Genomic DNA, 12,540 nt, shown 5'->3' on the forward strand with positions numbered 1-12,540 from the left:
ATGGTTGCTGCTTCTGCTGCGCTAACAGTTTCCGGTGTACCTTTCATGGGTCCAATCGGTGCAGCGCGCGTTGGCTATAAAGATGGCGAATACATCATCAACCCAACACTTGACCAAATGGCTGACACGCAGCTTGACCTTGTTGTCGCTGGTACACAAGACGCCGTGATGATGGTTGAATCAGAAGCTAAAGAACTTTCTGAAGAAGTTATGCTTGGCGCTGTTATGGCTGGTCACGAGAGCTTCCAAACAGTTATCGATGGCATTATCGACCTTGCTGAGCGTTCTGCGAAAGAGCCTTGGGACTTCCAACCAGAAGACAAATCTGCTGAGCTTGCTAAACTTGAAGAACTTGTTGGCGCTGACATTTCAGCTGCTTACAAAATCAAAGAAAAAGCCGAGCGCTACGCTGCTGTGGGTGAAGCCCGCGAAAAAGCTGCAGCACAATTGGTTGCATCTGATGAAAATCCAGACGGCTGGAGCGAAGCTTTCTTCAAAGGTATTTTCAAATCCCTTGAAGCAAAAGTTGTCCGTGGCGACATCATCAAAACAGGTGTGCGTATTGATGGCCGTGCTTTGGATCAGGTTCGCCCAATCCTTGGTGAAGTGTCTATCCTTCCGCGTACACACGGGTCTGCCCTCTTCACACGTGGTGAAACACAAGCAATCTGTGTGGCAACACTAGGTACGGGTGAAGACGAGCAATTCATTGATGGCCTAGAAGGTACATCAAAATCAAACTTCATGCTTCACTACAACTTCCCGCCTTACTCTGTAGGTGAAGTTGGACGCATGGGCGGTGCTGGTCGCCGTGAAATCGGTCACGGTAAATTGGCTTGGCGTGCGCTTAAGGCTGTTCTTCCAACAAATGAAGACTTCCCTTACACACTTCGTCTTGTATCTGAGATCACTGAATCAAACGGATCATCATCAATGGCGACTGTTTGTGGTAGCTCATTGGCAATGATGGATGCGGGTGTGCCAATCACACGTCCAGTATCTGGTATCGCTATGGGTCTTATCAAGGATGAAGACGGTATCGCCGTTCTTTCAGATATCCTTGGTGATGAAGACCATTTAGGTGACATGGACTTTAAAGTGGCTGGTACGACTGAAGGTCTGACATCACTGCAAATGGACATTAAGATCGCTGGTATCACAAAAGAAATCATGCAGACTGCGCTTGAGCAGGCTAAAGGCGGACGTGCTCACATCCTAGATGAGATGAACAAAGCCCTTGATGGATCACGTGATGATGTGTCTGGAAATGCACCACGCATCGTGACAATGCAAATCCCGACTGACAAAATCCGTGATGTTATCGGAACTGGTGGTAAAGTTATCCGTCAGATCGTTGAAGAAACAGGCGCGAAAGTGTCTGTGGAAGACGATGGGACTGTTAAAATCGCTGCGGTGGACAAAGAATCTATCGACGCGGCTTACAAATGGATCCACGGCCTAACTGCTGAGCCTGAAGTTGGTGAAATCTACGAAGGTAAAGTTGTTAAAGTCATGGACTTTGGTGCTTTCGTAAACTTCTTCGGCGCAAAAGACGGTTTGGTTCACATCTCTCAGCTTGCTGAAGAGCGCGTGAAGCAAACATCTGATGTGGTCAAAGAAGGCCAAACTGTTTGGGTTAAACTTCTTGGCTTCGACGATCGCGGTAAGGTTCGTCTTTCCATGAAAGTGGTCGACCAAGAAACAGGAAAAGAAATCGCCAAAGAAGGCGACGACGCTTAAGACTAAAAGCGACTGTCATCCCAAACTTGATTTGGGATCCACTTATCAACTGAGATTGGCTCTTCAGCTCGAAAACGAAGATTAGCCAATCTCAATGCCAGACGAGATCGGCAAGTGGATCCTGACTTTCGTCAGGATGACAAGCAGTGATTGAATATTGAAAACGGCCGTGTCAGAAATGATACGGCCGTTTTTTTGTTGGGGAGAGTTACTACTCAAATTTAGATTCTGGTCTTCCACTGGCATCCCATATTTGTTGAGCCCATTGGAAAAATGGTGTGTCTTTACGAAAATTTTGTAGTGACTCTAGTTCAATTTTAGTGGGGGTTAAGTCCGGACTATCTAGTGTACCATCAATTAATCCCAGTAACTCTGGAACTTCATATCTAGGTTCCGAAGTTACACACGCTTGAAATTGAAACTCCAAATTCCCTCGTATTTGCAATCCATGATCTTCATGTAACTCATTGAGATACACAATTGCATTTATCCTCTGCGATCTCTCAAAAAGTTCGCTTGCAGCATCTCGAAGACAATTTTGGACTTCATCATTGTTGTTTACTATCCAATCCTCAGGAATAATTACAAAAATAACCGCTGGATTTTCAGAAGGTAGTTGCTTTCGTTTTTTATGAAGCGCATTCGAAATGCTTTTGACTGAAAACCTATCGGACGTCAGCGCTGTAACTTCACAATTGATTATCCGATCATCTTTTGTAGACACGAAATCAAAATCTCTGCCTTTCACTCTGACTTCTTGCTGAAAACTAATTTTATAGCCAAGCGCCTTCATCATTCCCGCTGCAAATGCTTCAAAAAAGACTGACCGTACGTTTTGATAGTGTAGTTTTCTGCAGAATAAACCGAAACCTTCACAATCGTACAAATTGAATAGTGTATCCGCGATTGATGTGATTCGACTTTGATATTGCCAATTTACAGGTTCGTTATTGATCGGTCTTTCGAAGAAATCATCGTTTGTAAATGAAGTTGGTCCAATTCGATAACATTCAACTATCACCAATTCTGCAACAGCAGAAAAGAAGACATTAATTGGTTCTCCATCTTGCTTGAGTTTAGTTGCTACATTTTTTACCGCACGTTTCACTCGATCTGAATTCAGATCAATCGGTATTTCATTCAACGTTTTGATCGCATGCTTTCTTTCAGCGTTCTTACGCGCTTTTAATGCTGCCGTTTCCTTACGCCTTAAGTGACGATTCATCAAAAGTCCCTCAAACTAATCCATGTAGCAATGTAAGCTGTATTAAACACGAATAAACCACCCCAGCCCCTCCCCAATTCCCAAACATACAACGCATACCAAAGTCGATAGAATTCGAGATGATACCCTGACGCGCTGCGTCGGGCATGACAGACGTGTTTTGAAAGGCCTCACGCCATTCTGTGTCATCCCGAGCTTGACTCGGGATCCACTTTTCAAAACAGATTGGCGTTTCAAATCCAACGCACGCATCCAAAACGAGAGCATTTTTCTTAAACATCAAAGCCAGCCTAAGCTGCATAATAGATCCCAAATCAAGTTTGGGATGACAGGTGTTGTCGCGGACATGACGGCCTCCACTTACCAAGATGTACGCGCTTTTCCCACCCTATAGTAAGCCTCACATCATTCCCGCGACACAACAAAATCACTCAGGGCAAAGGTCAAAATACAGATCGCGCCAATGCGGGTTATCACTTTCTATCAGCGAAATTTTCCATCGCCTTTGCCAATTTTTAAGCTGCTTTTCGCGCTTGATCGCTGCCTCAATATTGTCAAACCATTCAACATAGACGAGCCGGTTAACCGCGTATCGCTTTGTATAACTATCCACAACACCTTGTTTATGTTCCCAAATGCGGCGCGCAATATTATTGGTCACACCAATATAAATCGTGCCCTGATCCTTGGATGCAACAATATAGATAGCATAGCTCATAGATAGAACATTATGAGAACAAATTATGTAGGACAAGTCTAAACTTATCCCCGCCCCTCAATCAGAAAAGCAAATCTTATTCTTATCCAGATCCCGCACATAAGCAGAAAAACGCGGGCCGCGTTGATTGGGTTGGCCTTCGCATGTGCCGCCAAGATCAATTGCTTTTTTATAAAGGCGTTCCACTTCCGCAGGCGAGCCAACACTAAAGCCAATCATGCTGCCATTGCCATGTGTGGCAGTTTGCGCATCAAAGGGAATAGCCAGAGCAAAGGCAAAATCCTCGCTTAGCCAATAGGTCATACGATCACTTGCCACCATTTTATTCATCTCGGCATCATCAAAAAGTGAGTCATAAAATTTAACGCCAGCATCCATATTATTCGTGCCAAGCACCACATAGTTCAATTTCATCTTGGTATCTCCAAACCTTAAATTGCCCCGTAAAACAGTGGAAAATAGATAAACCAGCCAATTACCAACCCATGTCAGTAGTGTTTTAAAGATCTCAAGATTGTGCTTTGCTTATTCGTCAGCTATCGCTGCAATATTCAAAACAATTTTAAAGAGCCTTCCCTCATGAACAAACCTTATATGATCGCAATTACGGGCGGATCAGGCTCTGGAAAATCCACGCTCGCCCAAGCCCTGCTTGATAAATTGGGCGAAGACAAAGTCCTGCTTATGGGCGAAGATAATTATTACAAACCGCGCGAACACCAACATCCAGATGCGCCTTTATGGTCGATGAAGGAAATGGAAGAACGCGTCGACTTTGATGACCCTGCTTCCAAAAATATGGATATGTATGAAGCCCACCTCGTCGCGCTTCGCCAAGGCAGAACAATCTCTCAACCCGTTTATGATTTCACCAAGCATGACCGCATTGATGGCGCAGAAAAAGTGTTATCACCGCGCCCAATCATTGTGTGTGAAGGTGTGCATACGCTCAGTGACAAGTCTTATTTCAACCTGTTCGATCTGACGATTTTTGTCGAAACACCTGCCGATTTACGTTTGGCCCGCCGCATTGAGCGCGATGTAAACGAGCGCAATCGCGAACTCAATCGTGTTTTAGCGCAATATCTAAATTTCGTGCGCCCTGCCCATGCGCAATATACTGAACCAGCCAAATTCCTCTGTGATCTCATCATCAAAGATGAAGGCCCGCTGGCGGCACAAGTTGGCTCACCCAATGCGCGCGCTGAAGCACGCCTACTTGCGCCTTTATGGAGCTATCTCATCGAAGAAGGCATCATAACAAGCTAAGGCACGCTTTAGCAAATGCTAGACAAAGCTTTTCAAGGCCTCAATATCATTGCCGCGAATGGCATTTAGCGCCTTAGAAATGCGCTCAATCGGCCAGTCCCACCAAGCAAGTTCTAAAAGCGTATTGATTGTCGCCTCATCAAAGCGCTGACGCACAATCTGCGCTGGATTACCAACAACAACGCTGTAAGGCGGCACATCCTTGGCGACAACCGCCTTAGCTCCAATAATAGCCCCATGACCAATGCTCACCCCCGGCATAATGGTCGCGCCGCGTCCAATCCAAACATCATGTCCAACCACCGTATCGCCTCGCAAACCATCGGTGACAGTGGTCATATCAAATCCATTTTTCCACCCTTTTCCAAAAGTGTGAAACGGAAAAGTAGAAAAGCCAGTCATGGCATGGTTTGCACCATTCATGATAAATTCAATGTCTGTGGCAAAGGCACAAAATTTCCCAATGATGAGTTTATCACCAATGAAATCAAAGTGATATTTCACGCAATGTGTTTGAAAATGCTCAGGGCCCTTCGGGTCATTATAATAGCTATACTCCCCCACTTCGATATTGGGGGATGTCACAACAGCTTTTAAAAATGCCGTATCCCATATCGGTCGCAGGGTCAGCGGGTCAGGTCCCAATTCATTGTTTTTTGATCGTGATGCTGGCATGAAAATGATCTCAGGATTTAATCAAGTTTTGGCCGTGCAATATACGCTGTATTTTTCAAAATCTCGCGCCCCGCTGGCTTGCCATGGCTTGGAATAACAATCTCACTTTCTGGGAATGCATTTGCTGCATTTTCAACAGCCTTTGACCAATAGCCAAGATTTGCATCATCGATATTGCCCAATGAAGCCGTCATTCCGGGGCGGATCATACACCCGCCAAACAATATGTTATTCACGCTCTCATTGACCACGATATTATCTTCGGAATGCCCACCGCCAGGGTAGAGAATCGTCAGCCCTTCCCACTCAATCTGGCTTCCAATTTCAGAAATATTCAAAACATTTTTAGCCGGCATTAAACCGCGCTCAATCGCCAATCTATTTGTTAAATCAGTGGCAAAGGTTTCAACCCCCAATATATGCAAAGCGTCCATGCCGCCCATTTTATCGCTGTGTGCATGCGTATGAATGGAAGCCCGTATCGGCTTTTGTAAGGTATCTTTTGCCCACGTAACAATTTCAGCAGTTTGCGCATCATTCCAAGCCGTATCAATAAGCACGCTGTAATTGCCGCGCTCAATGATCAGTCCATTTGTACGGATATTTCCCCATGGCGGCACAACTTTATAACCCGTGTGCATCCATACGCCCGTCCCGAGTTTTACAAACTCTACGGGCTTTTCTTCAACACCTTCAATTTGTGTCGTTTGCTCAGACTGTTGGGATAAAACAGGCACTTGATGCATGCACCCTGAAAGGAACACAAAACTTGAAAGCAAGGATATTCCAATCAGGGTGTAACGCAATTTTTCTATTCCTCAGATGGCTCAGGCACACCTACAACATGGAAACCTGCATCTACGTGAAGCACTTCACCCGTGATAGAAGCACCAATAGGAGACAATAGATAAAGAGCGGCTCCAGCCACACCTTCCATTTTTGTATCTTCACCCAAAAGAGACATATCACGTCCAGCAGACATCAGAGACTTAGACCCTTTAATACCCATCAACGCCAAAGTCCGCATTGGTCCCGCAGAAATCGCGTTCACGCGTACACCCTGCTTACCCATATCGCGGGCGGCATAGCGTGTCGCCGCTTCAAGACCAGCCTTCGCCACACCCATCACATTGTAAGATGGAATAACACGCTCAGACCCAAGATAAGTTAAGTTGATGATAGACCCACCCTCTTCCATCATTTCAGAAGCACGGCGACATACATCAATGAAAGAGAAAACAGAAATATCCATCGCACGCGCAAAACCTTCACGCGTTGTGTTGTGAACCATGGAACCTTTCAGCTCATCCTTGCCAGCATAGGCAATTGCGTGAACAACGAAATCCAACTTGCCGTATTTTTCTTTGAGTGTCGCAAAAGCTGCGTCCATCTCATCATCATTTGTCACATCCGCTGAAATCATCGTGTCCATGCCGATGGATTCAATCAGGGGACGTACGCGGCGCTCCAGAGCTTCACCTTGATAAGTAAAAGCCATTTCCGCACCCTGTGCGGCCAATTGCTGGGCAATACCCCATGCAATGGAGTTTTGGTTTGCGACACCCATGACCAAGCCACGCTTGCCAGCCATCAAGTCACCTTTAGGGAAGTTCCAGTCCGCCATATGGGGATCTCCGTCGAATAAAAAATCGGTTGAATTAACTTAGTAATAATTCGTTACAATACGTCAACCACAAGCATTCCCTGCCCGCAAGCACACGAACCAACCAAAACCACATCACAAGCCCAAAAACGCGAGACTAAAGCAACACGAAAACCACAGAAGGTCATCACACATTCCGCACTCAATGACACATCTGTCGACAATATCTCCCGATAAATTTGCGTTCCTACAGACACTTTTAGTCATAGCAAAAACCCCATCTTAGCGTCGAGAAACTACAGATTAATATTTGACAACGTTATCATTTGATGGCCTAGTCAACCCAAAAATCGCCTGGGGAGGTAAGACATGTTTTCAGCACCAATACTCTTTACGATCATCGCGATCGCCACACTCTTATTTCTGGTTTTGAAAGTAAAACTCCCCGCATTCATCGCTTTGCTCATGGCGAGTTTAGGGTTTGGATTATGTGTCGGCATGACGCCCGACAATGTAATTGAAGCCGTAAAATCAGGCATGGGCGGCACGTTAGGCTTTGTTGCTATTGTCGTCGGACTTGGCGCTATGATGGGAGTATTGCTCGAACAATCTGGTGGTGTGCAGGCAATATCCACCACTGTCCTCAAACGATTTGGAGCTGACAGATCTCAATACGCACTTGGTCTTATTGGATTTATTGTCGCCATCCCCGTTTTCTTTGATATCGCCTTCATCATATTAATGCCCGTTTTGATGGGCTTACAAAAATCAACCAAAAAGCCACTTGTTTTCTACGCAATTCCCCTCCTTGCAGGCCTTGCCGCAACACACGCATTCATCCCGCCAACCCCGGGCCCAATCGCCGTGGCCGACATTTTAAATGCAGACCTTGGATGGGTCATCGCATTTGGGGCTATTGCAGGCCTGCCAGCCACCCTTATTGCGGGGCCAATTTTCGCAAAAAAACTCGCAAAAATGAAGGAATTTCAAACACCTGAAGGTCTATTTGATACAAGTCCGGATACCCCGATTGAAGAGATTAAAAATCCAATCGGGTTTATGGCAGCGATCTCGACCATTTTGATACCTCTTGCGCTTATCCTCGTAAGCACACTTACAAAAATGAGTATCGACAACACACAAGAAACGCCTTTGTATATTGAGGTCATTCTCTTCACCGGACACCCTTTCATCGCCTTGTTAATTGCTTGTCTTTTCTCATGGTATTTCATCGGAATTAGACGCGGTGTAGACGCCCCCACCTTGAATACAGCCATGGTAAAAGCCCTAGAACCAGCAGGAATTATCGTACTCGTCACTGGTGCTGGTGGCGTGTTTAAACAAATGCTTGTTTCATCAGGAGCTGGTGCAGATCTAGCAGCCCTATTGCAAGCCAATGCCTTGCCAATTGTTTGTTTTGCTTTTGTTATTGCGGTTATTGTCCGCGTTGCTCAAGGCTCGTCTACTGTTGCAATGATAACCGCTGCAGGGCTTACAGCACCCGTTGCTGAAACAATCGGCATACAAGGCCCACAACTCGCCCTGCTCGTTATCGCAATTGCTTCTGGCGCATCAGTGCTTTCACATGTCAATGATTCAGGTTTTTGGTTGGTCAGTCGGTATTTAAAATTTAGTGAAGCACAGACCTTAAAAAGCTGGACAGCGTCCACAACGATACTAGGCGGAACGGCGTTTCTGATTGTGTGTTCGCTATGGATTATAACCTAATCCAGCAATAATCATCAGTACACGGATAAATTAAAATTATAGATAAAAACATCATATTCTATATTTTGACAACGTTGACAAATAAGCCGTACTTGTGAATAAATACGGCGAAATATTAATTTGATAAAAGATAGGGGTTTGTGTCGGAACCAGAATTTGAAACAGCTTTCAAATAATGGAGCACATATAAAAGCATGAAAATTTCTTTGAAAAACAGCCTACAATCAGCTTTATGTATTGCAGCTTTAACTGGATGTACCGCACTCTCCGGCGCAGAAAACCCTAGTGCTGCAAGTCAAGCTGAAATGGTCGCAGCTAGTAAAGTTACACAAAATGACGCGGCAATGGCTTGTCTCTCTGAGCGCGCTAAAAACCTATTAGCCGTTATGAGCGTTGAAGAAAAAATTGGGCAGCTGCATCAGGCTGCCGGTGGACGCAGCAAAAACCTCAATTCAAAACTGACACCTGAAGAATTAGACAAGGTACGGCGCGGCGAAATCGGCTCCTATCTCCACGTTGCTGGTGCAAAAGAATTAGGTGAATTACAAAAAGTCGCTATCGAAGAAAGCACTCATGGCATTCCGCTTCTGTTCGCAATGGATGTTGTGCATGGATATAAAACTATCTTCCCTGTTCCCCTTGGTATGGCAAGCGCATGGGACCCTGATATTTGGGAATCAGCTTCCAGAATAGCCGCCGAAGAATCAACAGCTTCCGGCCTTCACTGGACATTTGCCCCTATGGTCGACATTGCCCGTGATCCACGCTGGGGCCGTATAGTCGAAGGTGCTGGTGCTGACCCCTATCTTGGTTCAGTTATGGCTGTTGCTCAGGTCAAAGGCTTTCAGGGAAATGACCTTGCCGCTGGAAACACAATGCTCGCCACCACAAAACACTTAGGTGTTTATGGAGCACCTACAGGTGGGCGTGATTATGGAACAAGCGACGTATCTGAGCGCACTGTCCAAGAAATTTACATGCCCCCTTTCTATGCTGCGAACGCTGTAGGAAGCGGCTCCTACATGACGGCATTTAACGATATTGCCGGCATACCAACGACAGCAAATGAAGAACTCGTGGACGGCATTTTACGCGAAGACTGGGGCTTTTGTGGCATGATCGTCAGCGATTGGAATGCCATTGACGAATTGCGAAACCACGGCATCGCCGCCGACCGTCCACATGCTGCTGCACTCGCGCTTAAAGCCGGTGTCGATATGGATATGACGAGCGAAGTTTATAAAAATGATTTGGCTGAAGCTATCAAACGCGATCCATCATTGATGGCAGACCTTGATCTAGCCGCCGGCCGTATCATTACAATTAAAGAAAAACTTGGACTATTTGATAATGCCATGGCTTATCATGATGAAGCACGAGAAGCTTCGCAATTGCTGACACCAGCTAGCCGCGCTGAAGCCAGAAAAGCAGCGCAAATGGCTGCTGTTCTTTTGAAAAACGACAATAATGCGCTTCCGCTTTCTACTGAACCCCAAAGAGTGCTTGTCGCGGGCGCTCTAGCGCAAGATGCGCTAACTCAGCTTGGCTCATGGCGTGCACGCGGTGATGTTAACGATGTCGTCAATATTATTGATGGTCTAAAAAACAACGCCCCTGAAGGCATAGAAATAGATTATGTGGTCGGCGCTGATCCATATAATGACGATGTTTCCGGCCTATCAGACCTGACAGAAAAAGCAGCAAATGCGGATCGAATCTTACTCGTATTAGGTGAGCATTTCGACCTTTCTGGTGAAGCGCGCAGCCGCTCCGACCTAGAAATTCCCCCAAGCCAGCAAGCTATGCTGCAAGCGGCAATTGATACAGGAAAACCTGTTTCTGTTATTCTTGTGACCGGACGTGCACTTGCCATTCCTGAGGTTGATGCAGGCGCGGATGCAATCTTAAACATCTGGATGGGCGGTATCGAAACTGGAAATGCAGTGGCGGACCTTGTTTACGGAAAAGTCTCCCCAGCAGGTCGTTTGCCGATTTCTTTTCCGCATAAAACCGGACAAGCACCATTCACTTATTCAGAAAACCCCGGTGGTCGTCCAGCAGATCCAGACATCACCAAAGATACTAACCGATTTATGGACCTGCCAATCACACCGCTATATGCATTTGGTCATGGCTTGAGCTATTCCAGCTTTGAATACAGTGATTTAAGCGCCGCATCCAATCAGGTGACTGCCGATGGCTCCATCGAACTTTCAGTGCAAGTTACAAACACCGGTGATGTTGCGGCCGATGAAGTTGTTCAACTTTATATGAGAGACAAACTTTCTTTCGTTGCGCGGCCTAAATTGGAATTACGCGGCTTTAAACGCATTTCGCTTGAACCAAACCAAACCGCAAATATCACATTTACGCTTTCTCCACAGCAAGCGGCAGTCTACAAAAGCAGAAATAATTGGGCGGTTGAATCGGGTGAACTGGAGTTTTTCATCGGTCATTCTGCACAAGATTTAACATCTAGTCAGACTATTGAAATAACAACGAGCGCAAAAAGCAAAATCCCTGCTGCGGCCATTGAAACAAAAGTGAGTGTCTCTAAATGATCTCCAGAAGAACATATTTACTTGGTAGTGGCGCGCTCGCCATCGCTGCATGTACAGCCGCAAACTCACCTGTTGAAGACAACGGCCTCGTCACTTTGGAAGCATTTGACCCTGATTTTGCAAAATACATTGCGCCAGATGCATCTGCAATCAGTCTATCAACGGGCCATCAATGGTTGGAAGGCCCAGCTTGGGATTCCAACCGTGAAACTTTGTATTTCACTGATGTCCCACAAAATATTGCTTATGCTTGGAACCAAGCAGATGGTGTTTCTACTTTTCTAAAACCATCGGGTTCAGATGTAACAGCAGAAGATGGTTTTCGCGAACCCGGCGCAAATGGACTTTGGTATGAGGATGGTGACACCCTCCTCATATGCAATCACGGTAAACGCGCACTTGAACGCCTCGACTTAAAAACAGGCATACGCACACAATTAGTATCTTCTTTCGAAGGTAAGAAATTTAACAGTCCAAATGATGTGGCTAAAGCAAAAAATGGTGATCTGTTTTTTACTGATCCCCCTTATGGCCTTACCGATCTAGATGCGTCTCCGCTTAAGGAAATGAAGGCCAATGGCGTTTATGTTCTAACCTCCGAAAATGAAATTTATCGCTTGCTTGATGATATGACTTTTCCAAACGGTATTGCAGTCTCTCCCGATCAGAAAACCATTCTGATTAGCCAATCAGATCCTGAAAATCCTATCGTCAGAAATATCACGATTGACGAAAATTATGCTGTCGTGTCAGATTCTGTGTTCTTTGATGCCAAAGAATATCAATCAGAAACCAGCCCGGGATTACCTGATGGCATGGCAATGGTGAGCGATGGTGCCCTCTTCGTTACTGGACCTGGTGGCGTGTTCTTATTGTCACCTAAAGGTAAAGCATTGGGACGCATCAATACTGGGAAAGCCACAGCAAATTGTGTATTTGGAGAAGCCGGCAACACGCTTTTCATCACAGCTGGCGATAGCTTGCTAAAACTACCAACACTTTGTCACGCCTAATCAAAAAT

The 12,540-nt window shown here is 45.7% G+C and carries 12 protein-coding genes; 5 read left to right on the top strand and 7 right to left on the bottom strand.

Features of this window, described 5'->3' with window-relative positions; all coding sequences use genetic code 11:
- The coding region (gene pnp / locus AC5EF3_RS07315) for a polyribonucleotide nucleotidyltransferase (RefSeq protein ID WP_493547554.1) at positions 1–1,740 on the top strand (1,740 nt) is incomplete at its 5' end.
- Between the two features lie 211 nt (positions 1,741–1,951).
- Here the strand turns inward: pnp and AC5EF3_RS07320 are convergent.
- The 4 genes from AC5EF3_RS07320 to AC5EF3_RS07335 form a co-directional block, all read right to left on the bottom strand.
- Complete coding sequence (locus AC5EF3_RS07320) at positions 1,952–2,965, bottom strand: hypothetical protein (protein WP_493547555.1); 1,014 nt, start codon at positions 2,963–2,965, stop codon at positions 1,952–1,954.
- Between the two features lie 10 nt (positions 2,966–2,975).
- A complete protein-coding gene (locus tag AC5EF3_RS07325; RefSeq protein WP_493547556.1) occupies positions 2,976–3,266 on the bottom strand; it encodes a hypothetical protein in 291 nt (96 codons plus the stop codon).
- A 126-nt stretch (positions 3,267–3,392) separates the two neighbouring features.
- Complete coding sequence (locus tag AC5EF3_RS07330; RefSeq protein WP_493547557.1) at positions 3,393–3,683, bottom strand: GIY-YIG nuclease family protein; 291 nt, start codon at positions 3,681–3,683, stop codon at positions 3,393–3,395.
- A gap of 57 nt (positions 3,684–3,740) precedes the next feature.
- Positions 3,741–4,097, bottom strand: a complete 357-nt coding sequence (locus AC5EF3_RS07335; RefSeq protein WP_493547558.1) for a VOC family protein — start codon at positions 4,095–4,097, stop codon at positions 3,741–3,743.
- A gap of 165 nt (positions 4,098–4,262) precedes the next feature.
- Between AC5EF3_RS07335 and udk the strand changes: the two genes are divergently transcribed.
- On the top strand, positions 4,263–4,952 hold the full coding sequence (gene udk / locus AC5EF3_RS07340) for a uridine kinase (protein ID WP_493547559.1): 690 nt from the start codon (positions 4,263–4,265) through the stop codon (positions 4,950–4,952).
- Positions 4,953–4,970: 18 nt separating this feature from the next.
- Here the strand turns inward: udk and AC5EF3_RS07345 are convergent, their stop codons facing one another.
- From AC5EF3_RS07345 to AC5EF3_RS07355, 3 genes are read right to left on the bottom strand one after another with little or no spacing between them, the layout of a single operon-like run.
- Positions 4,971–5,627, bottom strand: a complete 657-nt coding sequence (locus AC5EF3_RS07345; protein ID WP_493547560.1) for a CatB-related O-acetyltransferase — start codon at positions 5,625–5,627, stop codon at positions 4,971–4,973.
- A gap of 17 nt (positions 5,628–5,644) precedes the next feature.
- Positions 5,645–6,433: a subclass B1 metallo-beta-lactamase gene (bla, locus tag AC5EF3_RS07350; protein ID WP_493547561.1), complete on the bottom strand. Its 789-nt coding sequence runs from the start codon at positions 6,431–6,433 to the stop codon at positions 5,645–5,647.
- Positions 6,434–6,438: 5 nt separating this feature from the next.
- Complete coding sequence (locus AC5EF3_RS07355) at positions 6,439–7,251, bottom strand: enoyl-ACP reductase FabI (protein WP_015828894.1); 813 nt, start codon at positions 7,249–7,251, stop codon at positions 6,439–6,441.
- Between the two features lie 348 nt (positions 7,252–7,599).
- Here AC5EF3_RS07355 and AC5EF3_RS07360 point away from each other — a divergent pair, with 348 nt between their 5' ends.
- The 3 genes from AC5EF3_RS07360 (at position 7,600) to AC5EF3_RS07370 (ending at position 12,532) form a co-directional block, all read left to right on the top strand.
- Entirely contained in the window at positions 7,600–8,958 is a 1,359-nt protein-coding gene (locus AC5EF3_RS07360; protein ID WP_493547562.1) for a GntT/GntP/DsdX family permease, read from the top strand.
- 194 nt (positions 8,959–9,152) lie between these two features.
- Complete coding sequence (locus AC5EF3_RS07365; RefSeq protein ID WP_493547563.1) at positions 9,153–11,519, top strand: glycoside hydrolase family 3 N-terminal domain-containing protein; 2,367 nt, start codon at positions 9,153–9,155, stop codon at positions 11,517–11,519.
- Positions 11,516–12,532, top strand: coding sequence for an SMP-30/gluconolactonase/LRE family protein (locus AC5EF3_RS07370; RefSeq protein ID WP_493547564.1), 1,017 nt, complete (start codon positions 11,516–11,518; stop codon positions 12,530–12,532). Before AC5EF3_RS07365 ends, AC5EF3_RS07370 begins: the two co-directional genes overlap by 4 nt.
- Positions 12,533–12,540: the final 8 nt, after the last annotated feature.

Source organism: Hirschia sp. (assembly GCF_058892565.1).